A 24,848-nucleotide genomic window follows, 5' to 3' on the forward strand; every position below is an offset into this window, starting at 1 on the left:
TTTAAGATATAAGTATTTAAAAACATTACTTATATTGTTTAGATTTTGATTAAAAATTTAAGGATGATTTATGATTAAATCTCAAACACTTTGGGACGTGAATTTTGCCGAATTGTATAGAAATCACTATCAACTTGCCTCAAGAGAACCAAAAACGGCACAAGATTGGGATCGTAAAGCAGAGAAAATGCATCAATCCGAATACGATTTACATAATGAATATGTGCGAGCGTTTGTGAGCCGAATGGATTTGAGTAACGCGGACACTTTATTAGATGTGGGCTGCGGTGGTGGTGCGATTTCTCTTGCCGTTGCTTCACATTTTAAAAAAGTGTATGGCTTAGATTACAGTGAAGGAATGTTGTCCGTTTTACAACAACGCGCGCAGAATTTAGGGTTGGATAACGTGCAACCTATTCGCAAATCTTGGGAAGAAAATTGGGACGATGTGCCAGAATGTGATATCTGTGTGTCATCACGTTCTTCAATGGTGGCTGATTTAGATAAAGCGTTGGATAAGCTGAATGCCAAAGCAAGAAAAGCAGTTTATATGACGATGATTGTCGAAAAAGACTTTATCGCACGCGACATTTTGCAATATATTGGCAGAGATTCGGTGGGATTCCCGAATTATATGTATGCGCTGAATTTGTTACATCAAAAAGGCTATTATGCTTCTGTGGATTTTATTACTGCTGAATGCAGTTTAATTAAGCCTGAAAAAATCGATGAGCACAGTTTTATCCAATCAGTACAGTGGTCGATTGGCGAGTTAACCGAACAAGAAATGGCAAAACTCAAAGACTATTACGCCAAACACCCAAATCTCACTTCTGCACGTGGAGATTTTAAAACTTGGGCGTTTGTGAGTTGGAAAAAATAGAAAAACAGACCGCACTTTAGGTAATAAAAAAGCAGATCAAATGATCTGCTTTTGGTTTTAAGAGATTAAATTAGTTTTTTGCTTTTGCAGCTGCTTTTACGATCACGGCAAATGCAGGTGCTTTTAATGATGCGCCACCAACTAATGCACCGTCGATGTCTGGTTGAGTGAATAACTCAGCCGCATTTGCATCATTTACAGAACCACCATATTGGATAATAACTTGTTCTGCGACGGCTTGATCTTTCTTCGCAATGTGGCTACGGATAAAGGCGTGAACTGCTTGTGCTTGCGCTGGAGTGGCTGATTTACCAGTACCGATTGCCCAAATGGGTTCGTATGCGATTACTGCACCGTTAAATGCTTCAGCGCCTAATGTATTCAACACTGCATCAATTTGACGTGCGCACACTTCTTCCGTTTTGCCTGCTTCGTTTTCCGCTTCGCTTTCACCGATACATAATACTGGCACTAAACCTGCTTGTTTTAATGCCGCGAATTTTTTCGCGATAAACTCATCGCTTTCTTTATGATAAGTTCGACGCTCAGAGTGACCGATAATGATATATTTCGCACCAAAATCTTTTAACATTTCGGTTGAAATATCACCTGTAAATGCACCTTGTACGTTTACATCGACGTTTTGTGAGCCTAGTGCAATTGTACTGCCAGTCAACGCTGCCTCGGCTTCAGCTAAATACATGACAGGTGGTGCAATTGCGACATCACAACCTTTAACATCCGATAATTCTGTTTTTAAGTCTTCAATTAATTCTTTTGTGAATGCTTTGCTACCGTTTAATTTCCAGTTACCCATAACTAAAGGACGACGAGCCATAATTTTTCTCCGTATTAAATTAATAAAAAATGACCGCACTACTATATCAAATTTTTTATTTAGTTCTGTTGATTTTAGGCAAATTTGAAAAATTTTTTTGGTAAAAGATGATTATTTTGTTTTAAAAAGCTACAATTCACTGTATAGATTTAACAAAAAATGCCCGATTGTGACGAAAATGAAAATTTTTAAAGCTGAACAATGGAATTTAGACATTCTATTACCGCTCTTTGAGCAATATCGTCTTTCTCATGGAATGCTGGAAAATCCTGACCGCACTTTAGCCTTTTTGACCAATCGTATTCGTTTTAGTGAAAGCATTTTCTTTATTGCAGTGAATGAAAACCAGCACGCACTTGGTTTCATTCAGCTCTATCCTCGTCTTTCTTCTCTTCAATTACAACGTTATTGGCAATTAACCGATATTTTTGTCTCGCCTAATTCAAATTATGCAGAAGTTTATGCTGCATTAATTGCAAAGGCAAAAGAGTTTGTACGCTACACACAATCTACGCGTTTGGTTGTTGAACAGGGACAGCAACAACAAGCTTTCTTAGAGGCTGAAGGATTCAAAATTAATCCAAAGAAAAGTCTTTTTGAGTTAAACCTATAGTATTTTCAGCTTATTTTGTTGGCAAGTCGTTTTATTTAAGTAAAAGAGAAGCAGTGAACGTTTGTGCGGTTTCATTTTAATAAGGCAGATACGACCTCTGGGATCACTTTGGGGTTTGGGATTAAAATCTGTTTATGTCGATTGAGTTCACCTTTTTCTAATACAATACTGCTTTTGGGTACTTTGAATGTTTTGCTTAAAAATTTGAGTAAATGTGCATTTGCTTGCCCATCAATAGGCGGTGCTGTAATAGTGATTTTAAGCTCATTGTCATGTAGCCCAACAATGTGATCTTTACTTGCTTTTGGTTGCAAAAAAATCCGTAATCTTAAATCTTCACCCTGTTTTTCTACTGCGAATATTGTCACTATTACAAAACACCTTTCAAATTGACTGTACTTTTAGTAGCTTGCTAATAACCAGTAAGCACCGAAAAGATCCAGTAGAACTTTGTCTAAGAAAAATAAACCAAAAACGAGTATCATCGGTGAAAAATCAATCATTCCTGTATTAGGTAAAATGCGTTGAATTGGGCTTAAAAGTGGAGAGGTTAGCTGATGGAGAACAAATTGCATTGGATTAGGGGTGCGATTAAACCAACTCATGATTGCACTAAGTAAAAGAACATAGAAAACGGCTTTTCCACATGTACGTATTAATGTGAGTAAGCCTGCTAATGCATAGTCGAGAATGTCTGCATGACTAATAAATACATTACCTACTAAATGTGCGAGGGGAAATTTGATACTAAATAATAAGAAAGCCAAAATGAGCGCGGCTAAATCAATATTCCTGAATGTAGGAATAAATGTACGCAAAGGAGATAAGACAGGTTGAGTAATTTTAACTAAGCCTTGTGAGAGTGGATTATAAAAATCCACTCTGCTAAATTGGAACCATGCACGTAAAACTAAAATAAATCCGTATACATCAATCAATGTAAAAATTAAAATTTGTAATGAGTTCATTGTATTACCTTAAATTTTATAACCAACCTTTGCGTTTAAAATACCAATATGGGGCAAATGCTGCGAGAGCCATTAAACCTAATGCCATTGGATAGCCAAATTTCAAACCGAGCTCTGGCATTACATCAAAGTTCATCCCATAATTAGAAGCAACTAATGTCGGTGGAAGGAAGATAACTGACACAACTGAGAAGATTTTAATAATGCGGTTTTGTTCAATACTGATGAAACCCATTGCTGCTTGCATTAAGAAGTTTACACGTTGGAATAAAGATTCATTATGTGGTTGTAATGATTCAATATCACGTAAAATTTCACGAGCTTGTTCAAGCTGATTTGCAGGTAAGCGTGTTTTACGAACTAAGAAGCTTAATGCTCGTTGTGTATCCATCAGACATAAACGCACTTTTGAGCTGGTGTCCTCTTGTTCGGTTAGCGTCGACAATGCCTGGTCAAAAGCCTCACCTTGTGTACCATCTAAGATTACACGACTTAATTTTTCTAAATCAGAATACACAGTTTCAATAACATCAGCCAGTTGCTCAATTTTAGTTTCAAATAAATCTAATAAAACTTCGTAAGCATTACATTCAATTAAGCGTTGATTACGTGAACGCATACGATATAAACGGAAGGCAGGCAGTTCACGATCACGTAGTGTAAAGAGGCGGCCATCACGTACAGTAAAGGCGACGCTGGCTAAATCAGCATAATCTTCTTCGTCTTCACAATAAAAGAATGAGTGTAAGTGTAAGCCATCTTGGTCTTCAAAGAAACGAGCAGATGCTTCAATGTCCTCTAATTCGAGAAACGTTGCGAGGCTTTGTCCTAGACTGTCTTGTAAAATTTCGCGTTCTTCGCTCGTCGGTTCAAGTAGATCGAGCCAGATTGCATTGTTTAGTTGTGTATTTTCATCTTCATCAATGCGAACAAGACGAGCATCTTCAAGAGTGAAAGCATTTATCATTTTGTCATACTCCTTAATTGGATTATGAACAACGCAATGAACAAAAGAAACCAAACGAAATAAGCCGTGATAGTAAAAGAATGATTAATTTTTCGTTTGATTATTGGCTATCGATATCTCGATGACCATAAAAAGATGCCGAATAAAATGGTGTTAGAAATGATCTATCAGCGAACTTCGCTGATATAAAGGCAACAGCGAAAGTTACAGTAAAAAAGCAATTCGGTATCGACTGTGACTGTCCAAAGTGTGTGTCCTCATATTACTAAATCGGGGCGAATGTTACGCTTGAAAGGATGATTCGTCAAGGGTTTCTACAGAGGATTAAAGAATTATTGTTTAATTAAAATGAAAAAGGCGAACAATGATGTTCGCCTTATCAGCTATTTATGCTTCTTTTGCAGGGTATTCCCACCAAATGTCGAATAATTGACTGATTTCGATTTGTTGCAACCCGTTTTTCTCTAACCATTCTTTTACTAAAGTGCGGTGACTTTCATCACATTTTCCAAGTGCTTCTAAGCAAACTAGACCTTCCCAATGTAAGTAACCACTTCCTTCATAAGCTAAACCATTTGGTTGGATAACTTCACGAATAAAACGATCAACTACTTCATCAATTTGTTCAATAGCAGTGCCTTCTGCAAATTGCCAATTCACTAAGAAACCTAATTCTTGGAATTCAGCAAGGTGCATTTTTTTACGTTGTCTTCTGTTACGTTTGATCGCCATTTTCGATTCTCCTCTCTGTTGGCTGATAAATGTTTAAAAGTGCGGTGTGTTTTTTACTTTTTAGTGAAATATAAATCCCACACACCATGCCCTAAACGATGCCCTCGTTGTTCAAATTTCGTAAGTGGGCGAGATTCAGGGCGAGGAATATAATCATTGGTTATTGATGTATTTTCTAACTCATTGGCTTGTCGTAATATGTCCAACATATGCTCAGCATAGTTTTCCCAATCGGTAGCCATATGGATAAAACCGCCTTGAACAAGCTTTTGACTGATTTTTGCTACAAATGGTGTCTGTACAATGCGACGTTTATGATGTTTTGCCTTGTGCCAAGGATCTGGAAAAAATAATTGTAAGCCAGTAAGACTATTATCTGGAATGCAATCACGTAAAATTTCGGTTGCATCATGACAAATAACACGCAAATTTTTTACTTCTTTTTCCACTGCATTCGCAATACAGGCACCAACACCTGGTGTATGCACCTCAATACCTAAGTAATTGAAATGAGGATTTTGATGTGCCATTTCAACTAAAGAATGTCCCATACCAAAACCAATTTCTAAAATAACAGGGTTATCATTACCATAAATTGTTTGAAAATTAAAAGGTTGAATTTGGTGTTCTAAGCCGTAAAAGTGCCAATGTTGATTCATTGCGTTTTTTTGAAACTCACTGAGGCGACCAGTGCGTAATACAAAACTACGGATTTTACGTTTGTAACGCCCATCTTCAGTAAATTCAGCAATTTCAACTGTTTTGCGCTTTTGATCAGCAAAAGTGGTTGTTTGGGTTAATTCTTGTTTATTAAATGACATGTTTTTTGTTTATAATGACTGGATTTGCTGCGAATTATACGGCTTTTGCTGAAAAATACCAAGATTGTGTGGTTGTATAGTGAGTTTTATTTTCTATTTATGTTGGGAAGGATTCTGAATATGTCGTCAAAATATCCAAAAACAATGATTTATTTACACTGGTTCACTTTGCTTTGTGTTTTAGTCGCTTATTTTACAGGGGATTATCCACCTGCGGATGGTGTAATAGGAGAGATTCATGTTTTTAGTGGTCTACTATTGATCTTATTATTTATGATTCGTATCCCACTGCGTCTTCTGTATCGTAATGTATTACCAAAACATAATTTGTCACCTTTACAACATATCGCAGCACATTCAGTGCAAATGCTGTTATATATTTTTATGTTATTGACACCTATTTTAGGCTATCTAACATTAACTGCTGATGTTGATGACTTCATGTTATTAGGTGTTACATTACCCTATTTTAGTGTTGATATTTCTTTAGGTAAGGCACATCAAATTGTAGCTAATGGTTTTATTGTTTTAGCTGGATTACATGCTATTGCAGCATTATTTCATCACTTTATATTAAAAGATAGCGTATTAAAAAGTATGTCGCCACATTAATTATGTAGATAAAAAGCAGTTTATTTGATTCCGCCTGTATTTTATTATCAGCTTAGCTTGTGATTATAAGGTAAATCATCTACAGTAGATTTTTATTTTGTATCACGGCGCAAGAAACAACATACTTTTCATTTTTAGTGCACTTTATTTGTATTCATTATGTTAGCTTTATCCTCTCCCAACGCCCCTTTTGCACATGCTGTACTGAATTGGTATGCAAAATTTGGGCGTAAACATTTGCCTTGGCAACAAAATAAAAGTTTATACGGTGTTTGGTTGTCTGAAGTGATGTTGCAACAAACACAAGTGGCAACGGTGATACCATTCTTTGAACGTTTTGTGAAAACTTTTCCAAATGTGACCGCACTCGCTAATGCACCTTTAGACGAAGTATTACATTTATGGACTGGGCTTGGTTATTATGCGCGAGCGAGAAATTTACATAAAGCAGCACAAACTATTAGAGATCAATATGAGGGCAATTTCCCGACAGATTTTGAACAAGTATGGGGATTAACTGGAGTAGGCAGAAGTACAGCTGGTGCGGTGTTATCTTCTTGCTTGAATGCGCCCTATCCTATTTTAGATGGGAATGTGAAACGTGTACTTTCTCGTTATTTCGCAATTTCTGGTTGGCCAGGTGAAAAAAAAGTAGAGGAGCAACTCTGGCAACTAAGTGCTCAAGTAACGCCAACGGAACAAGTTGCAGATTTTAATCAAGCTATGATGGATATTGGTGCTATGGTTTGTACACGTACTAAACCAAAATGTGACCTGTGTCCGTTAAAAGCAACTTGCCAAGCAAATTTACAGCAAAATTGGCAAAATTATCCTGGTAAAAAGCCCAAAAAAACACTCCCTGAACGTAGTAGCTATTTTTTGATTTTAAATGCAAAAGGTAAGGTCGCATTAGAACAACGCGAAAATTCTGGTATTTGGGGAGGGTTGTATTGTTTTCCACAATTTGAAAATAAAGTCGATTTGTTGGCTTTTTTGCATAAGCAAGGTGTTGCTTATTATCAAGAATGGTCGAGCTTTCGCCACACTTTCAGTCATTTTCATTTAGATATTTATCCTATTTATGCGGATGTGGATATGCAAGAACGTCTCCAAGACCGCTCTGATTGGAAAAAAGTTGGGGAAAATAAAAGAGAATATGAATCAACTGTATTAAGTGAGGTCAAATATTGGTATGATCCGCAAAATCCAACGCAAATTGGACTGGCGGCGCCAGTAAAGAGTTTATTAATGCAATTTATAAGGAATTATTATGGCTAGAACCGTATTCTGTGAATACCTCAAACAAGAGGCTGAGGGGTTAGATTTTCAGTTATATCCTGGTGAGTTAGGTAAACGTATTTTTGATTCGATCAGCAAACAAGCATGGGGTGAGTGGATGAAAAAGCAAACTATGCTAGTGAATGAGAAAAAATTAAATATGATGAATGCGGAGCATAGAAAATTACTGGAACAAGAAATGGTCAGTTTCTTATTTGAAGGTAAAGATGTTCATATTGAAGGCTATGTGCCACCAACGGAATAATGAACGATGAAAAAGTATATTATTTGTGCATTAATACCTTTTTTATTTGCCTGTGGTAGCACATCATCTTATAAAAGCTCAGAATTTGATGAAGCATTTGCAAAGGATACACGTGGGTTAGATATTTTAACTGGGCAATTTTCCCATAATATTGATCGTATTTGGGGAGTCAATGAATTACTTGTAGCAAGTCGTAAAGACTATGTGAAATATACAGATCGTTTTTATACACGTAGCCATGTTAGCTTTGATGAAGGTTTGATTACTGTTGAAACACAAACAGATATTCGTCATCTCCATAATGCAATTGTACATATTTTATTGATGGGCTCAGATGCAAATGGTATTGATCTTTTTGCTTCAGGTGATGTACCGATCAGTTCGCGCCCTTTTTTAGTTGGACAGGTAATTGATCATTTAGGTGGTTCAATTACAAATACAACTATTGCAGGTAATTTTGCTTCCTATCTAGTGCAGAATAAGCTGCAAACACGCCGTTTAAATAATGGTCATACTGTACAATATGTTGTGATTCCTATGATCGCTAACCATGTGGCAGTACGTGCACAAAAGTATTTGCCTTTAGTGCGTAAAATGGCGCGTCGTTACAATATGGATGAAAGCTTAATTTTAGGTATTATGCAAACAGAATCAAGTTTTAATCCCTATGCAATTAGCTATGCAAATGCAATTGGTTTGATGCAAGTCGTACCTACGACAGCAGGTCGAGATATTTTCAAAATGAAAGGAAGAGGTGGTCAACCATCAAAATCCTATTTATTTGACCCAGAAAAGAATATTGATGCGGGTGTATCGTATTTATGGTTGTTACAAAATAAATATTTGGATGGTATCACGAATCCGACATCAAAGCGTTTTGCCATGATTTCTGCTTATAATAGTGGCGCTGGTGCTGTATTACGTGTATTTGATCAAGATCGAGACATGGCTATTGCTAAGATCAATAACTTGTATCCTGAGCAAGTGTATCGGATTTTAACAACGAAACATCCATCAGCACAAGCACGGAACTATTTATTAAAAGTCGATCAAGCACAGAAAAGTTATCGTGTGAGAAAATAATACTAAATTATAATCAAACATGCTCATTTATCAGTGATGATTGTGAGCATCTTTTTTATTTATTTTTAATTAAAAAACATAAAAAATGAATGGATTCGTGCTATTTTTATACTTTTCGTTTGTTTAATATGCAACCGATTAAAAAAAAGTGATTTTTTTTAATTTAGGTGTTGACTTAAACCTGAAAAAAACGTTTAATACGCACCACTGATGAGTTGCCTCGATAGCTCAGTCGGTAGAGCAGGGGATTGAAAATCCCCGTGTCGGTGGTTCGATTCCGCCTCGAGGCACCACTATTCCTCCTTAGTTCAGTCGGTAGAACGGCGGACTGTTAATCCGTATGTCGCTGGTTCAAGTCCAGCAGGAGGAGCCAAATTCTTAAGACCCACTATGAAAATAGTGGGTTTTTTCATTTAATACTTTTCATCATTATAAAATATTTCAGTATAGTATTAGATCATCTGAATAGTCTATTAAACTGAATATTATTCTTGTATTTTTATCTTTTCTCCAAATTAAAACAGTAAAATAAAGTGAAATGATTAGTTAAATATTAGGATCTATATAGATGCTATAGTGGCATAAAAAGATTGCTAATTTTTCATGAATATGCAGTAAACGGCTCTTTTTATTTCGATAAAATAGTTTAATTCTCTTTAAATAGTTAGTCGAATTTTAGTAAGAGTAATAAGAAGAACCGATCCTAAGACTGATGGTTAGGATCGGATGTAAGAGTAGGTTAGTGAATTGAAATATTATGGAGCGGATACAGCATTGATTGCATTTGCTATTTCACGGTCACTGTAAATTGATTTGACAACTTCGTTAAATGTTTCACCTAAGATTTTTTGTATTTCAGGATTTTTCGCGGAGAAAGCACCAGCATAAGTGCGGTTGGCGTTAATATTTTTACTGAATTGTCCTCTGGCACCTTGTACATGAATGGTTACCTCAACTTTGCTATCAATGTTATAACGTAAATTACCTTGTTCTACATTGGCATAAAATTTACGTACATCTACTGTTACAGCGGCATTTGAGTTTTGAGAAGTGCCAATACGGAAGCCTTTACTGATTAGATCTTGTTGTTCAACTTGTTGAAAAAGTTGTGTCACACTAGGAGTTGCTGATAGCTTAATTAATTTACCATCAGTAACATAGCTAGACACTTCAGTTTGAGGGCGACTATCGCGAACAGTGACAAAAACAATTGCACTTTGATTAATCGTCATTGTGGCTGTTGGTGCAGGCGGTGTAAACGTCAGAGTGGATGGTAATGTTTGACAAGCACTTAATAGAATAGCACAGCTAATTAGTGCACTAAGCGATAAAATTTTATGTGATTTCATAATGTCCTCATTCAATGAAAAGGGGCTGGTAGTTTAGACAGCTAAGTATAAAAATTAATTCATATTATTCTTGCAAAGTTAAGTGTGAATGTATAGCCTTTATGCCTTAAATTTATTTATGCAGTGAGGAAGGACAGATGTCAAAACAGCAAGATTTGATAACTCGATTATCACAAGAGTTTGCACCGCACTTTTTACATATTGAAAATGAAAGTCATATGCATAGTTCAGGACGCGGTGGCGACTCACATTTTAAAGTAGTGTTAGTGAGTGATTGCTTTGAAGGGTTAACGAAAGTTGCGCGTCATCGTAAAGTATATCAATTTTTAGCTGAAGACTTGCAAAAAGGGATTCATGCTCTCGCTTTACACTTGTATAACAAAGCAGAATGGCAAGCATTAAATGAGACTTTTCCTAAATCACCTAATTGCCTTGGTGTTGGACAATAGTTGTCATGCAATAAAAACCGCACTTTAAGATGGCTAAAAGTGCGGTTACTTTTTAGAAAATTGCGTTAGATTACTTAGTATTCTTTCGATTTTTCTTTATCAACAACAACAGGATCAACATAATAGAACTCTGGTAGTTCTTGTTTGTTCAATTTTTTCAAAATACTTTCAATAGCGACAGCCACTTGTTTTTTAGGTAGTTGATCAATAGTATTTTGCATTTTTCCTTGTTTTACATAGTCAATCGCAAGTGGAATACCATCATAGCCTGCAACGAGAACTTTTCCTGCTAAGCCTGCATTTTCAATCGCAGTAACCGCGCCAATCGCCATATTATCATTCGCTGCGAAAATACCTTTGATATTTGGATGGGCAGTTAAAATATTCGTTGTCACATTAAGGGCTTGTTCAGTTTCCCAGTTAGCTGATTGCGAAGCAACGACTTTAATATCTTTTGCTTCTGCAAATGCTTTAAGCGCACCTGCTTTGCGCTGTTCACCATTATCCACGCCAGGAATGCCTTCTAAAATAGCGACATCACCCGTATTATTTAACGCTTCTGCCAGATTTTTTGCTGCGAGATAACCACCATGGAAGTTATCGACACCAACATAATTAAATTTGAGTCCTGCTTTCTTAGTCGCCTTTTCATCTAAGCGTACATCTAAATCAATAATTGGGATCCCTGCTTTTTCTGCTTTTTGAAAAGCAGGAATAAATGCAATAGAGTCATTTGGAGTAACAATAATTCCATCTACTTTCTTAGCAATCATGTTTTCTACTAGACCTACAAGCTGTTCAGTAGAGTCCTCTTTTTCAGCGACTTGCACAATAAGATCAATATTGACCTCTTTTGCTTTTTCTTCTGCACCTTGTCGCATAGTGATAAAGTATTCATTACTTAGGGTTTTCATTAGCAACGCGATTTGTGGCTTTTCAGCTGCCAATGCGGAACTTGATAATGCGATGAGTAATGCTGTTGCAGTTATCGTTTTCTTGAAAAGTGTTGACACCATTATCTATCTCCTCTAAGAGTGAATTAGGAAGTTTCAGTATAGACAGATTAAAATTTTCAAACCGTGACTTCTTTCACATTTTTTGTACTCAGTTTAAATTATGCTATCAATTGAAACTGAATAAAGTATGGATTTATTTTATGGAACGTAAAAATTGCATATTGAAGCTAAAAAATATTGATAAAAGTTTTTTTGGTGTGCCTATTCTGAAAGATATAGATATGGATATTTATGCAGGTGAAGTTCATTGCTTAGTGGGAGAAAATGGCGCTGGAAAATCAACGCTATGTAAGATTATTGCAGGTATTTATTCTTTTGAACAAGGAGAAATGTTTTTTGAGGGAAAACCTTATTCTCCACAAAATGTAAAAGAAGCACAAGCGATAGGTATTGGATTCATACATCAAGAATTAATGTTAGTGCCACAATTGTCTGTACTAGAAAATATTTTTTTAGGAAATGAACAGGTGGAATATTGTGGAAAAATGGATTGGTCGGCTATGCGGCAAAAAACGCAACAAATTATTAATGAATTAGAGCTAGACATTGATCCTGATGCTAAGGTTGCCGAATTATCTATTGCTCAGCAGCAAATGGTAGAAATTGCAAAAGCGGTCTTTAGTGAATATAAAGTAATTATTTTTGATGAACCCACCTCCTCAATCTCAAGAAAAAATACTCAAACTCTTTTTAAAATAATCCATCAGTTAAAAGAAAAAAATGTGGCAATGATTTATATCTCTCATCGTCTTGAGGAATTTAAATTTATTGCGGATAAAGTAACTGTTTTAAGAGATGGCCAATTGACTGGCACAATGGCTTATAGTGAAACATCGCCAGATGAAATTGTGAGATTAATGGTTGGGCGTGAAATTAATTTTTCAGCGTATCAACGTAATTATGTGCCAGTGAAAGAAGTGTTACGTATTAAGAATTTGACTAATCAACATATTAAGAAACCAGCCTCTTTTGTTTTACATGAAGGGGAAATCCTTGGCTTCGCAGGTTTGGTTGGTGCTGGACGAACAGAGCTATTAAGAGCAATTTTTGGTGCTGATGATGCGCAGGGAAATATTTCCGTTTTTGGAAAACATGTCCAAATTCGCTCTCCTGAAGATGCTGTCCAACATAAAATTGGTTTCATCACAGAAGATCGAAAACAGCAGGGTTTAGTATTAGGACTCAGCATTAGAGAGAATATCACATTGCCAATTTTAAAACGTTTTTGGAATGGGTTTGTTTTAAATAAAGCGTTGGAAAGTAAAGTGGCAGAAGAAAATCGGCAAAAATTACGCATTGCTTCTCAAAATCAAGAGCAAATCACTAAAACACTTTCAGGAGGTAACCAACAAAAAGTGATCATTGCGCGTTGGTTAGAAAGTGGCGTTAAGATTTTGTTTTTCGACGAACCAACACGAGGTATTGATGTTGGTGCAAAATCAGAAATTTATGATTTGATGCGTGAATTCACAAATAAGGGTGGTTCTATTGTTATGGTTTCTTCAGATTTACCTGAGTTGATTACGATGTCTGATAGAGTGATTGTGATGCGACAAGGTGCAATTGTTAAAGAAGTAACCGATAAATCAGAGATTTCAGAAGAAAATTTAATGCGTTTAATGATTGGTGTAGATGAGTAGGTGGGCTATGACAAGTTTAAGAAAAGTCTTTTCAAAATTAGGAATCGGCATCATTTTGCTACTTATGATTATTGGCATGTCGTTTAGTTCAGATGTGTTTCTATCTGCTAATAACATTATGAATATTTTATTACAGGTGTCTATCATTTGCGTGATTTCCGTAGGGATGACTTATGTGATTTTAACAGGGGGGATTGATTTATCCGTCGGTTCTATTGTTGCGTTAAGTGCGGTATGTTTAGGGGTATTTACTCATTGGGGCATGAATTGGCTAGGTGAAGATCCTTCAAGCTTTGCTGTGTTATGTATCGTGATCAGTGCGGTTTTAGCAGCTATTTTAGTGGGAATACTTTGTGGGTATGTGAATGGATTAGTGATTGTGTATGGTAAAGTCACCCCCTTTATTACTACTTTGGGGATGATGGGGATTGCGCGAGGATTAGCTTTAACTATTTCAGATGGAAAAACAATTTATAATTTTCCAGATGCTTTACGTTTTTTAGGAAACGGACGAATTGTATTGACAGAGACATTTGCGATTCCTGTGCCTGTCATCATTGCATTAGTTGTTGTATTAGTGAGTTTTTATATTTTGACTCAAACAGTATTTGGACGACAAATTTATGCACTAGGGGGGAATCGTGAGGCTGTACGATTGTCGGGGATTAATATAGAGAAACTTGAAATTAAAGCCTACGTGATTAATGGCGCTTTAGCGGCGATTGGCGCAGTTATTTTAGTTGGGCGTTTGAATGCTGCACAACCTATTGCGGGTAATGGTTATGAGTTAGATGCAATTGCTGCAACAGTAATTGGTGGCACGAGTTTGATGGGAGGTGTCGGTTCTGTCATCAGTACCTCTATTGGGGCATTAATTATGGGGGTGTTACAAAATGGTTTGACCTTGTTAAATGTGACCTCTTATCTACAGCGTTTAATTATTGGGCTTGTCATTATTTTAGCTGTTTTCTTAGATCAACTCCGCCGTGGTGAAGTGTCTACTCAACGTTTAAAACGTATATTCTTTAGAGAATAGTTGCATTTGATGTATTCTTTTTCTAAATCAGCCTAGTTAATTATTTCAATTTAACTAGGCTATATTTTATTCTTTAGAATATTTAATAAGTAAAGAAGAGGAATAAAATTATCCTTCTTAAGCTAACACTTTATGAGTAATTAGAGTGTTGCTTAAAAGAGTAAAATTTGACATCGTTCAAAAAAATCACTTTTTTTAGTCAAAAATAACGAAAAAAAGGGTGTGAAAGTGGCACCAAAGTTATTATTTGGTTAAAATGAAGCGTTTAATTTTAGCAAAATTTTAACGTTTGTATTTTGAACAGATTGATCAATTTTATTTTGATTCAGAATAGAGGCGAAAACAGAATTTGAGTTTTAATTTACGTGAAATTAAGCCTGTTCTTATCGTGTCATTAACTGGATAGCAGTAAGTAGGCTGAAATCATTACTCAAGACGAGGTTACAGTATATTGACTGTAACTATATTTTTAATCTGACTAAAAGTAGTGCAAACAATATGATTACGATTAAAAAAGGCTTGGATCTTCCTATCGCTGGGAAGCCAGAGCAGGTAATCCGTGATGGCAATGCTATCACCGAAGTTGCTTTGCTTGGTGAAGAGTATGTGGGAATGCGTCCTTCAATGAAGGTACGCGAAGGTGATTTTGTGAAGAAAGGTCAGGTACTTTTTGAAGATAAAAAGAATCCTGGCGTAGTCTTTACTGCACCTGCAAGTGGTACTATAACTGCGATTAATCGCGGTGCTAAGCGTGTTTTACAATCTGTTGTAATTAAGATTGAAGGTGATGAACAAATCACTTTTACTAAGTATGCTGCAGAGGAGTTAAAACAACTTACTTCAGAGCAAGTTCGTCAAAATTTACAAACTTCAGGATTATGGACCGCACTTCGTACGCGTCCTTTCAGCAAAGTGCCAGCTGTTGATGCAACACCTGTCTCTATCTTTGTGAATGCGATGGACACGAATCCATTAGCTGCTGATCCTCAAGTAATTCTAAAAGAGCATGAGCAAGCATTTTTACAAGGTTTAACAGTATTAAGCCGTTTGCATGAAGGTAAAGTATACCTTTGTAAAGCGCCTGATACTCATATTCCTAGTACAGCTAATATTGATAACCTAGATGTCAAAGAGTTTGCGGGACCACATCCAGCAGGTTTAAGTGGTACGCATATTCATTTTGTTGATCCTGTTAGTGCAACTAAGTCAGTCTGGTACATTAACTATCAAGATGTTATTGCAATTGCTCATTTATTTACAACTGGTGAGCTTGATGTCAACCGTGTTATCGCATTAGCTGGTCCACAAGTGAGAAATCCTCGTTTAGTCCGTACTATTATGGGAGCAAATCTTTCACAGTTAACAGCTAATGAACTAAATGATGGCGAAAACCGTGTTATTTCTGGTTCTGTATTAAGTGGAACTAAAGCTGCTGGTCCAGTTGATTATTTAGGTCGCTATGCATTACAAGTATCAGTTTTAGAGGAAGGACGTGAGAAAGAGTTCTTGGGTTGGATTATGCCTGGCGCAAATAAATATTCAATTTCTCGTACTGTCTTAGGTCATTTCTCGAAGAAATTATTTAATTTTACTACCGCTGTGAATGGTGGTGAGCGTGCAATGGTACCAATCGGTGCTTATGAGCGTGTAATGCCATTGGATATTATTCCAACTTTATTATTACGTGATTTGAGTGCAGGTGATACGGACTCAGCACAGGCTTTAGGTTGTTTAGAGCTAGATGAAGAGGATTTAGCTCTTTGTACCTTTGTGTGTCCAGGTAAAAATGAATATGGTCCGCTCTTACGTCAAGCTTTAGATAAGATCGAGAAGGAAGGTTAAAATGGGTTTAAAACATTTTTTAGAGAAAATTGAACCTGCGTTTTTGCCTGGTGGTAAATATGAAAAATGGTATGCATTGTTTGAAGCGACAGCGACTTTTTTATATACCCCCGGAACAGTAACGCATAAAGCTTCTCACATTCGTGACGCGCTAGATTCAAAGCGTATGATGGTACTAGTATGGCTTGCGTTATTCCCAGCTATGTTCTACGGTATGTATAACGTAGGTGCACAAGCAATCTTAGCAACAGATGCATTAGGTACATTAGAACAATCAATTGCAAATAACTGGCAATATGCATTGAGTAATGCGTTAGGCGCTGATTTAACAACATCAGCAGGTGTGTTAAGTAAAATGTTATTAGGTGCAACTTACTTCTTACCGATCTATTTAACTGTGTTTTTAGTAGGTGGTTTTTGGGAAGTATTGTTTGCGATGGTACGTAAGCACGAAATTAATGAAGGTTTCTTTGTTACCTCGATTCTTTTAGCTTTGATTGTGCCACCAACATTACCGCTATGGCAAGCAGCATTAGCGACTACATTTGGTGTTGTTGTTGCAAAAGAAATTTTTGGTGGCGTGGGTAAAAACTTCATGAACCCAGCATTAGCTGCGCGTGCATTTCTATTTTTCGCTTATCCTGCACAAATTTCAGGTGATACAGTTTGGGTTGCAGCTGATGGCTTCTCTGGTGCAACTGCACTTTCACAATGGGCAGTTGAAGGTCAAGCTGGTTTGAAACATGTAGTAACTGGTCAACCAATTACTTGGATGGATGCATTCTTAGGCAATATTCCAGGCTCTATTGGTGAGGTTTCAACACTTGCATTATTAATTGGTGCAGCTGTGATTGTTTTTGCCCGTATTGCCTCTTGGCGTATTATTGCTGGTGTGATGATCGGCATGATCGCAGTTTCTACGTTATTTAACTTAATTGGTTCAGATACAAACCCATTATTTGCAATGCCTTGGCATTGGCATTTAGTATTAGGTGGCTTCGCACTAGGTATGTTCTTTATGGCAACAGATCCTGTTTCCGCGGCGTTCACTAATAAAGGAAAATGGTGGTATGGTATTTTAATCGGTGCGATGGCAGTATTAATTCGAGTCGTTAACCCTGCTTACCCAGAAGGGATGATGCTAGCGATTTTATTTGCTAACTTGTTTGCGCCAGTATTTGATTACCTTGTCGTTCAAGCCAATATTAAACGTCGGAGAGCTCGCAATGTTTAAGAATAAAGATAGCGTTGGCGGAACACTTCTCGTCATTGTGTTATTGAGTTTAGCTTGTTCTATTATCGTAGCTGGTTCTGCGGTATTACTTAAACCAACTCAAATTGAACAAAAAGAATTAGATAAGCAAAAGAATATTTTGAGTGTTGCTGGTTTATTAAAAGAAGGCACTAAAAATAGTGAAATCAAAACTATCTATGCGAAAAATATTGAAGCCCGCTTAGTTGATTTAAATACAGGTGATTTTGCACCAGCTCAAGCTGATTTTGATGCAGCTAAAGCAGTTAAAGATCCTGCACAAAGTCTTCAATTATCAGCAGAAGATGATGTTGCAAATATTCGTGTGCGTGCAAACTTTGCTGAAGTGTATTTGGTCAAAGATGATTCAGGTAATGTTACACAAGTCGTTTTACCATTCTATGGTACTGGTTTATGGTCTGTAATGTACGGCTTTATGTCAGTTCAACCTGATGGTAACACTGTAAACGGCATTACTTACTACGATCAAGGGGAAACCCCAGGATTGGGTGGTGAAATCGAAAACCCGAAATGGCAAGCACAATTCCCAGGTAAAAAACTTTACACAGCGGATAATCAAATTGGTTTATTTGTAGGTAAAGGAGCATCAGCAAATACTGAACACGGTATTGATGCAATTTCAGGTTCGACATTAACGAGTAACGGTGTGAATAATTCATTCAAGTTCTGGTTAGGTCAAAAAGGTTTCGGTCCTTTCTTAGCAAAACTTAAAGCAGGAGTGTTGAACAATGGCTGATACTAAAAAGTTAAAAGGCTTGTTGTTATCTCCAATTATGGACAACAACCCAATCGCATTGCAGATTTTAGGTATTTGTTCTGCTTTGGCGGTGACTACAAAGTTAGAAACTGCGGTTGTAATGACCTTAGCTGTAACCTTTGTAACAGCTTTCTCTAACTTATTTATTTCATTGATTCGTAACTATATTCCAAATAGTGTACGTATAATCGTGCAAATGGCGATTATTGCATCATTAGTAATTTTAGTTGACCAAATTTTACGTGCTTATGCATACGGTTTATCAAAACAGCTTTCCGTTTTCGTTGGTTTGATCATTACAAACTGTATCGTAATGGGTCGTGCCGAAGCCTTTGCAATGAAATCAGAACCAGTAGAAAGTTTTGTGGATGGTATTGGTAACGGTTTAGGTTATGGTGCAATCTTAGTTTCTGTTGCATTTATCCGTGAATTAATTGGTTCAGGTAAATTATTCGGTATGACTGTTTTCCAAACTATCCAAGATGGTGGTTGGTATCAAACTAATGGTCTATTCTTACTTGCACCGAGTGCTTTCTTTATTATTGGTTTTATTATTTGGGGTATCCGTACCTTAAAACCAGAGCAGGTGGAGAAATAGTCTATGGAACATTATATTAGTCTTTTCGTTAAATCTGTCTTTATCGAAAATATGGCGCTTTCTTTCTTCTTGGGAATGTGTACTTTCCTTGCCGTATCGAAAAAAGTGTCTACTTCATTCGGTCTAGGGATTGCGGTTATCGTAGTATTAGGTATTGCTGTACCAGTGAACCAATTAGTCTATACCCATATTTTAAAAGACAGTGCATTGGTACAAGGTATCGATTTAAGTTTCTTAAACTTTATTACTTTTATCGGGGTTATTGCTGCATTAGTTCAAATTCTTGAGATGGTACTTGATAAGTATTTCCCAGCACTTTATAACGCGTTAGGGATTTTCTTACCATTAATTACCGTAAACTGTGCGATTTTCGGTGGCGTATCATTTATGGTGCAGCGCGATTATAATTTCGCAGAGTCTGTGGTTTATGGTTTAGGTGCAGGGACTGGCTGGATGTTAGCAATTGTTGCACTTGCAGGGATTACTGAAAAAATGAAATATTCTGATGTGCCAGCAGGGTTACGTGGTTTAGGGATTACCTTTATCACTGTAGGTTTAATGGCGCTTGGTTTTATGTCATTCTCAGGTATTCAGTTGTAAGAAAGGGGATACAGAATGGAAATTACTCTTGGTATTGCAATGTTCACCGTTATTGTTTTAGCTTTAGCAGTGATTATTTTATTTGCTAAATCAAAATTAGTAAACTCAGGTGACATTACAATTGAAATTAACGACGATCCTAGCAAAGCAATTCATTTGCCTGCAGGTGGAAAATTATTAGGTGCGTTAGCAAGTAAAGGTATTTTTGTATCTTCAGCTTGTGGTGGCGGTGGCTCTTGTGGTCAATGCCTAGTTAAAGTGACAGAAGGTGGTGGTGACATTCTTCCAACTGAACTTTCACATATTTCAAAACGTGAAGCAAAAGAAGGTTATCGCCTTTCTTGCCAAGTAAATGTGAAAAACAGCATGAAGGTTGAATTGCCAGAAGAAGTATTTGGTGTGAAAAAATGGGAATGTACAGTTATCTCTAATGATAACAAGGCGACTTTCATCAAAGAACTTAAATTAGCAATTCCTGAAGGTGAAGAAGTACCATTCCGCGCAGGTGGTTATATCCAAATCGAAGCTGATCCACATGTGGTTAACTATAAAGATTTTGATATTCCAGAAGAATATCATGAAGATTGGGATAAGTATAACTTATGGCGCTATGTGTCTAAAGTAGATGAGCATATTATCCGTGCATACTCAATGGCTTCATACCCAGAAGAGAAAGGCATTATTATGCTTAATGTGCGTATTGCAACACCTCCACCAAGCAATCCTGATGCCCCTCCTGGTCAAATGTCATCTTACATCTGGTCATTAAAAGCGGGTGATAAAGTAACAATTTCTGGCCCATTTGGTGAATTCTTTGCTAAAGAAACAGATGCAGAAATGGTATTTATCGGTGGTGGTGCTGGTATGGCACCGATGCGTTCACATATTTTTGACCAATTAAAACGTTTGAAATCAAAACGTAAAATGTCGTTCTGGTATGGTGCACGTTCTAGACGTGAGATGTTCTATGTAGAAGATTTCGATACGTTACAAGCAGAAAATGATAATTTCGTATGGCATGTAGCGCTTTCTGATCCATTACCAGATGATAATTGGGATGGTTATACTGGCTTTATTCATAATGTACTTTATGAAAATTACTTAAAAGATCATGAAGCACCTGAAGATTGTGAATATTACATGTGTGGACCTCCAATCATGAATGCATCAGTCATTAAGATGTTAAAAGATCTTGGGGTTGAAGATGAGAATATCTTATTAGATGACTTTGGTGGTTAATCTATATTTACCTTAACTCATTAAAGTGCGGTCAGTTTTACAAAATTTTGTAAAGTTTGACCGCACTTCTATTTAAGAAAATTTGCAATTTTGGTTTTTATTATAACGAAAGTCCAAACTTACAACGTTTTTAAACGAAAGGAATTAATGTGAAATTACAAAAAATGATGACGAGTGCCTTAGTCGCATTTAGTACTTTGTTATTAGTAGCTTGTGAGAAATCGCCAGAGATGGTGACTTTAACTGGCAAAACTATGGGAACAACTTATAGTGTGAAGTATGTTGATAATGGGCAGTTTCAAATTAAGTCAGAAGCTATGCACGCGGGTATAGAAAGTGTGTTAAGAGACGTTAATAATAAAATGTCTACTTATATTGCAAGTTCTGAATTAAGTATGTTCAATCAATATACACAAATAGATACACCAATCGAAATTTCTGCCGATCTAGCCACAGTATTGGCAGAATCAATTCGTTTAAATAAAGTGACAGATGGTGCATTAGATGTCACTATTGGTCCGATTGTTAATTTGTGGGGGTTTGGCCCAGAAAAACGAACTACTCCAGAATCAATGGAAGAGCAACTTGAGAAACGACGTGCTTGGGTAGGCATTGAAAAGTTAGTCTTGACTCAGGAAGGTGAAAAATTCTTTTTACAAAAAGCTGTACCACAGTTATACATTGATCTTTCTTCTATTGCAAAAGGCTTTGGTGTAGATAAAGTTGCTGCTTATGTCTCATCGCAGGGCGCTGATAATTATTTAGTCGAGATTGGTGGTGAGATTCGTGCTAAAGGAAAGAATTTAGAGGGGAAAGATTGGCAAATTGCGATTGAAAAACCGAGTTTTGATGGTTCAAGAGCTGTCTCTCAAATTATTGGTTTGAAAAATCTTGCGATGGCAACTTCAGGTAATTATCGTAACTATTTTGAAGAAAATGGGCGGCGTTTTTCTCATGAAATTGATCCTAAAACGGGTTACCCAATAGATCATCGTTTGGCTTCTATTACGGTCCTTGCGGATTCTACAATGACTGCAGATGGTTTATCGACAGGATTATATGTTTTAGGTGAAGAGAAAGCTTTGGAAGTCGCAGAAAAGTATAATTTACTTGTGTATTTGATTACGAAAACAGAAAAAGGGTTTGAGGCTAGAATGTCCTCAGCATTTGAAAAACTACTAAATAGTCAACATTAAAGGTGAGATAATGCAACTTTTCTTAATTACATTTGGTCTTTTTTTATTAATTATTGCTGGTATGGCGATAGGTTACATTGTGAAACGTAAGACCATTGCGGGTAGCTGTGGAGGAATTTCATCTCTAGGCTTGAAAAAAGTGTGTGATTGTGAAGAGCCATGTGATAATTTAAAAGCCAAATTAGATGCTGGCGATGAGCAGGCACAAAAAGAATATGATGAGAAATTTGCTAAAAATCAACCGAACTTTTATGAAGTGAAATGATTTATCGAATGATGAACGTTGAGTGACATTGAATTGGTATAACTCGACATTTCAAATTCATACAAAAGTGCAAACTATACTGAAAGGAATGCACTTTTGTTATGTGTCATATAAAATCCAAAAATAATCATTGTTTACTTATCAGCCTGTTATTGATCGTATTGATCGCATCTGGAAAGTCTTTTATCAGCGAGAAGATAAAAAATGAAATCAAAAACTTATGACGAAACTTTTGCAAAACTGACCGCACTTGAACTTACTGAAAACAGGAAAAAGAAAGTGATCTGTGGCATGTCAGGGGGGGTAGATTCTTCTGTATCAGCTTTTATTCTTCAGCAGCAAGGTTATCAAGTCGAAGGCCTGTTTATGAAGAATTGGGAAGAGGATGATGATACAGATTATTGTACTGCAGCAGCAGATTTAGCAGATGCCCAAGCAGTCTGTGATAAATTAGGTATTAAATTACACAAAATTAATTTTGCTGCAGAATATTGGGATAATGTCTTTGAGCATTTTTTACAAGAATATAAAGCAGGGCGCACACCAAACCCCGATATTTTGTGTAACAAAGAAATTAAATTTAAAGCCTTCTTAGAGTATGCAGCAGAAGATTTAGAGGCAGATTATATTGCCACTGGCCATTATGTGCGTCGAGGCGAAAATGCGGGAAAATATCAATTATTACGTGGTTTAGATAATAATAAAGATCAAAGTTATTTTTTATACACGCTAAGTGAAGAGCAAATCGCACAGAGCTTATTTCCAGTGGGTGAAATTGAAAAGCCAATTGTACGCGCAATAGCCGAGGATTTAGGTTTAGTCACAGCAAAGAAAAAAGATTCTACGGGTATCTGTTTTATTGGTGAACGTAAATTTAAAGATTTTCTTGCACGTTATCTTCCTGCACAACCAGGTGATATCAAAACAATTGATGGGGTAGTTGTAGGACGCCATGATGGGTTGATGTACCATACTCTTGGTCAACGTAAAGGATTAGGTATTGGTGGTATAAAAGGGATGAGCGAAGATCCGTTTTATGTCGTCGAGAAAGACTTAATTAATAATGTGTTAGTAGTTGCTCAAGGACACGACAATTCGGCCTTATTGTCTATTGGGCTAACTGCTAGCCAACTACATTGGGTTGATCGTCAACCTATTCGACAGAATTTACGTTGTACAGTAAAAACCCGTTATCGCCAAGAAGATATTCCCTGTGAGATTCAGCCAATTGATGATAATACGATTCGAGTGATCTTTGATGAAGCACAAATTGCGGTTACGCCCGGGCAATCTGCAGTTTTCTATCAAGGCGAAGTCTGTCTTGGTGGGGGGGTAATTGAATCCCAACTTAAGTAGCTTTTTTTCGCTATGAGAATAAAAGTGCAGTTATAATTTTAGTGATTCCAACTGCACTTTTCGTTTTAGTTTTTTCTCACTCTTTAATCCACTTATTGCTCTGCAATGAGAAATATTATGTTCGTCACACGTTGAAAGCGTTCGTAAAAATTGTTCAATCTTTTTGAGTTGTTGAATTTTTTCTTGTACTTGATTTAAATGGTGGCGAATCATTTCATCTACATTTTGACAATCCGCTTTTGGGTTAGTTTGTAATTGGTGTAGCTGTTTGATTTCTTCAATACTAAAACCCAGTGTTCTGCAGATTTTAATAAACTCTAGAAGTTGTACCGTATTATTGTCGTACAAGCGATAGTTATTTTCGCCACGTTGTGGTTTAGGCAGTAAACCAATTTTTTCATAATAACGAATAGTTTCACTATGTAGTGCTGTTTTTTTACTTAATTCATTTATCTTAAAGAAAGCTGCCATAGATAGCTTGACCTTGTAGTAACTACAGACTTTACTATTGTAATTAAAGTAACGAGTAATGAAAAGGAGAGTAGTATGCCATCTTTAAGAAAGCATCATGAACATACGTCTAACCATACTCATATACATACAGCTAATCGCAGAATTCTTTTGCTGAGTTTTATTCTGATTACTAGCTTCATGATTGTTGAGTTTTTAAGTGGTTATTATTTTAACAGTTTAGCATTGATGGCTGATGCAGGACATATGGCGAACGATAGTTTTGCTTTACTAATCGCTTTAATTGCTTTGTACTTGAATTCACAAAATCAACAACGAGCAGCAATGTTGAATGGATTTTCTCTGGTGTTGGTGGCTATTTACATTATTTGGGAGGCAATTGAACGTTGGCAATATCCACAGCAGATCGCTTCGTTGCCGATGTTAATTGTGGCAGTATTAGGTTTGTTAGTGAATGGTGTTGTTGTTCACTTGATGTTAAAAGGCGATCACATCAATCTCAATCTTCGAGCAGCTTATTTGCATGTGTTAGCAGATGTATTAGGTTCAATTGTTGCGATTATTGCGGGTTTAAGCGCATATCTGTTTGATTGGGTATGGGTTGATATTATAGCGAGTTTTATTTTGAGTCTATTTGTTTTAAAAAGTGGTTATGCAATTATAAAAGCTGCGATATTGGGTGAAAACTAGATAAGAGAGCG

Annotated in this window: 28 protein-coding genes and 2 tRNA genes; 21 read left to right on the top strand and 9 right to left on the bottom strand. The window is 36.5% G+C overall.

Features of this window, described 5'->3' with window-relative positions; genetic code table 11:
• Positions 1-70 precede the first annotated feature (70 nt).
• Positions 71-883, top strand: coding sequence for a class I SAM-dependent methyltransferase (locus K7G93_RS09460; protein ID WP_224045918.1), 813 nt, complete (start codon positions 71-73; stop codon positions 881-883).
• Positions 884-953: 70 nt separating this feature from the next.
• Here K7G93_RS09460 and tpiA read toward each other — a convergent pair whose 3' ends face one another.
• Entirely contained in the window at positions 954-1,721 is a 768-nt protein-coding gene (gene tpiA / locus K7G93_RS09465) for a triose-phosphate isomerase (RefSeq protein WP_223667803.1), read from the bottom strand.
• A 178-nt stretch (positions 1,722-1,899) separates the two neighbouring features.
• Between tpiA and K7G93_RS09470 the strand changes: the two genes are divergently transcribed.
• A complete protein-coding gene (locus K7G93_RS09470; RefSeq protein ID WP_226691004.1) occupies positions 1,900-2,334 on the top strand; it encodes a GNAT family N-acetyltransferase in 435 nt (144 codons plus the stop codon).
• A 71-nt stretch (positions 2,335-2,405) separates the two neighbouring features.
• Here K7G93_RS09470 and yggU read toward each other — a convergent pair whose 3' ends face one another.
• The 5 genes from yggU to trmB form a co-directional block, all read right to left on the bottom strand.
• Positions 2,406-2,696, bottom strand: coding sequence for a DUF167 family protein YggU (gene yggU / locus K7G93_RS09475; RefSeq protein WP_115322263.1), 291 nt, complete (start codon positions 2,694-2,696; stop codon positions 2,406-2,408).
• A 39-nt stretch (positions 2,697-2,735) separates the two neighbouring features.
• Positions 2,736-3,302: a YggT family protein gene (locus K7G93_RS09480; protein WP_049214834.1), complete on the bottom strand. Its 567-nt coding sequence runs from the start codon at positions 3,300-3,302 to the stop codon at positions 2,736-2,738.
• Between the two features lie 16 nt (positions 3,303-3,318).
• Positions 3,319-4,269, bottom strand: a complete 951-nt coding sequence (corA, locus tag K7G93_RS09485; protein ID WP_049214835.1) for a magnesium/cobalt transporter CorA — start codon at positions 4,267-4,269, stop codon at positions 3,319-3,321.
• Between the two features lie 387 nt (positions 4,270-4,656).
• On the bottom strand, positions 4,657-5,001 hold the full coding sequence (locus K7G93_RS09490; protein WP_049214836.1) for a YggL family protein: 345 nt from the start codon (positions 4,999-5,001) through the stop codon (positions 4,657-4,659).
• Positions 5,002-5,054: 53 nt separating this feature from the next.
• Positions 5,055-5,822 carry a tRNA (guanosine(46)-N7)-methyltransferase TrmB gene (gene trmB, locus K7G93_RS09495; RefSeq protein ID WP_160531806.1) on the bottom strand — a complete coding sequence of 256 codons (768 nt, stop codon included), beginning with the start codon at positions 5,820-5,822 and terminating at the stop codon, positions 5,055-5,057.
• Between the two features lie 120 nt (positions 5,823-5,942).
• On the opposite strand from trmB, the gene K7G93_RS09500 reads away from it, so the two are divergent.
• From K7G93_RS09500 to K7G93_RS09525, 6 genes are all read left to right on the top strand, one after another.
• On the top strand, positions 5,943-6,434 hold the full coding sequence (locus tag K7G93_RS09500; protein WP_049214838.1) for a cytochrome b: 492 nt from the start codon (positions 5,943-5,945) through the stop codon (positions 6,432-6,434).
• Between the two features lie 159 nt (positions 6,435-6,593).
• Positions 6,594-7,712, top strand: a complete 1,119-nt coding sequence (gene mutY, locus K7G93_RS09505; RefSeq protein WP_228400371.1) for an A/G-specific adenine glycosylase — start codon at positions 6,594-6,596, stop codon at positions 7,710-7,712.
• Positions 7,705-7,977: an oxidative damage protection protein gene (locus K7G93_RS09510; RefSeq protein WP_049214840.1), complete on the top strand. Its 273-nt coding sequence runs from the start codon at positions 7,705-7,707 to the stop codon at positions 7,975-7,977. The genes mutY and K7G93_RS09510 overlap by 8 nt, the downstream gene beginning before the upstream one ends.
• A 6-nt stretch (positions 7,978-7,983) precedes the next feature.
• Positions 7,984-9,060, top strand: a complete 1,077-nt coding sequence (gene mltC, locus K7G93_RS09515) for a membrane-bound lytic murein transglycosylase MltC (RefSeq protein ID WP_228400372.1) — start codon at positions 7,984-7,986, stop codon at positions 9,058-9,060.
• A gap of 217 nt (positions 9,061-9,277) precedes the next feature.
• A tRNA-Phe gene (locus K7G93_RS09520) sits at positions 9,278-9,353 on the top strand.
• A gap of 4 nt (positions 9,354-9,357) precedes the next feature.
• Positions 9,358-9,433, top strand: a tRNA-Asn gene (locus K7G93_RS09525).
• A 382-nt stretch (positions 9,434-9,815) separates the two neighbouring features.
• Here the strand turns inward: K7G93_RS09525 and K7G93_RS09530 are convergent.
• On the bottom strand, positions 9,816-10,409 hold the full coding sequence (locus K7G93_RS09530) for a YajG family lipoprotein (RefSeq protein WP_191135193.1): 594 nt from the start codon (positions 10,407-10,409) through the stop codon (positions 9,816-9,818).
• 137 nt (positions 10,410-10,546) lie between these two features.
• Between K7G93_RS09530 and K7G93_RS09535 the strand changes: the two genes are divergently transcribed.
• Positions 10,547-10,858 (top strand): BolA family protein, encoded by a 312-nt coding sequence (locus K7G93_RS09535; RefSeq protein ID WP_049214737.1) that lies wholly within the window; start codon positions 10,547-10,549, stop codon positions 10,856-10,858.
• A gap of 74 nt (positions 10,859-10,932) precedes the next feature.
• Here K7G93_RS09535 and K7G93_RS09540 read toward each other — a convergent pair whose 3' ends face one another.
• Positions 10,933-11,874 (bottom strand): sugar ABC transporter substrate-binding protein, encoded by a 942-nt coding sequence (locus K7G93_RS09540; RefSeq protein WP_005763566.1) that lies wholly within the window; start codon positions 11,872-11,874, stop codon positions 10,933-10,935.
• Positions 11,875-12,014: 140 nt separating this feature from the next.
• Here K7G93_RS09540 and K7G93_RS09545 point away from each other — a divergent pair, with 140 nt between their 5' ends.
• The 11 genes from K7G93_RS09545 to mnmA all read left to right on the top strand — a co-directional run bounded on the left by K7G93_RS09545 (position 12,015) and on the right by mnmA (position 23,676).
• Complete coding sequence (locus K7G93_RS09545; RefSeq protein ID WP_005763564.1) at positions 12,015-13,514, top strand: sugar ABC transporter ATP-binding protein; 1,500 nt, start codon at positions 12,015-12,017, stop codon at positions 13,512-13,514.
• Positions 13,515-13,521: 7 nt separating this feature from the next.
• Complete coding sequence (locus tag K7G93_RS09550; protein WP_226691001.1) at positions 13,522-14,550, top strand: ABC transporter permease; 1,029 nt, start codon at positions 13,522-13,524, stop codon at positions 14,548-14,550.
• Positions 14,551-15,048: 498 nt separating this feature from the next.
• Complete coding sequence (locus tag K7G93_RS09555; protein ID WP_226691000.1) at positions 15,049-16,392, top strand: Na(+)-translocating NADH-quinone reductase subunit A; 1,344 nt, start codon at positions 15,049-15,051, stop codon at positions 16,390-16,392.
• Between the two features lies 1 nt (position 16,393).
• Positions 16,394-17,626: an NADH:ubiquinone reductase (Na(+)-transporting) subunit B gene (locus K7G93_RS09560; protein ID WP_049214741.1), complete on the top strand. Its 1,233-nt coding sequence runs from the start codon at positions 16,394-16,396 to the stop codon at positions 17,624-17,626.
• The gene (locus K7G93_RS09565; protein ID WP_228400373.1) at positions 17,619-18,401 is read left to right on the top strand and encodes a Na(+)-translocating NADH-quinone reductase subunit C; all 783 of its coding nucleotides are present in this window, start codon (positions 17,619-17,621) and stop codon (positions 18,399-18,401) included. The genes K7G93_RS09560 and K7G93_RS09565 overlap by 8 nt, the downstream gene beginning before the upstream one ends.
• Entirely contained in the window at positions 18,394-19,020 is a 627-nt protein-coding gene (locus tag K7G93_RS09570) for an NADH:ubiquinone reductase (Na(+)-transporting) subunit D (RefSeq protein ID WP_049214743.1), read from the top strand. The genes K7G93_RS09565 and K7G93_RS09570 overlap by 8 nt, the downstream gene beginning before the upstream one ends.
• Positions 19,021-19,023: 3 nt before the next feature.
• Positions 19,024-19,620 (top strand): NADH:ubiquinone reductase (Na(+)-transporting) subunit E, encoded by a 597-nt coding sequence (gene nqrE, locus K7G93_RS09575; protein ID WP_049214744.1) that lies wholly within the window; start codon positions 19,024-19,026, stop codon positions 19,618-19,620.
• Between the two features lie 15 nt (positions 19,621-19,635).
• Positions 19,636-20,859: an NADH:ubiquinone reductase (Na(+)-transporting) subunit F gene (gene nqrF / locus K7G93_RS09580; RefSeq protein WP_115323455.1), complete on the top strand. Its 1,224-nt coding sequence runs from the start codon at positions 19,636-19,638 to the stop codon at positions 20,857-20,859.
• Positions 20,860-21,023: 164 nt separating this feature from the next.
• Positions 21,024-22,055 (top strand): FAD:protein FMN transferase, encoded by a 1,032-nt coding sequence (locus K7G93_RS09585; RefSeq protein ID WP_167409479.1) that lies wholly within the window; start codon positions 21,024-21,026, stop codon positions 22,053-22,055.
• 10 nt (positions 22,056-22,065) lie between these two features.
• Complete coding sequence (nqrM, locus tag K7G93_RS09590) at positions 22,066-22,320, top strand: (Na+)-NQR maturation NqrM (RefSeq protein WP_049214746.1); 255 nt, start codon at positions 22,066-22,068, stop codon at positions 22,318-22,320.
• 204 nt (positions 22,321-22,524) lie between these two features.
• Entirely contained in the window at positions 22,525-23,676 is a 1,152-nt protein-coding gene (gene mnmA, locus K7G93_RS09595) for a tRNA 2-thiouridine(34) synthase MnmA (protein WP_049214747.1), read from the top strand.
• A 30-nt stretch (positions 23,677-23,706) separates the two neighbouring features.
• Here mnmA and K7G93_RS09600 read toward each other — a convergent pair whose 3' ends face one another.
• The gene (locus K7G93_RS09600) at positions 23,707-24,147 is read right to left on the bottom strand and encodes a MerR family transcriptional regulator (protein WP_228400374.1); all 441 of its coding nucleotides are present in this window, start codon (positions 24,145-24,147) and stop codon (positions 23,707-23,709) included.
• A gap of 75 nt (positions 24,148-24,222) precedes the next feature.
• Between K7G93_RS09600 and K7G93_RS09605 the strand changes: the two genes are divergently transcribed.
• The gene (locus K7G93_RS09605) at positions 24,223-24,837 is read left to right on the top strand and encodes a cation diffusion facilitator family transporter (protein ID WP_228400375.1); all 615 of its coding nucleotides are present in this window, start codon (positions 24,223-24,225) and stop codon (positions 24,835-24,837) included.
• The last annotated feature ends 11 nt before the right edge of the window (positions 24,838-24,848 follow it).

Origin of the sequence: Pasteurella canis, assembly GCF_020810675.1 — a bacterium.
Taxonomy (GTDB): domain Bacteria; phylum Pseudomonadota; class Gammaproteobacteria; order Enterobacterales; family Pasteurellaceae; genus Pasteurella; species Pasteurella canis.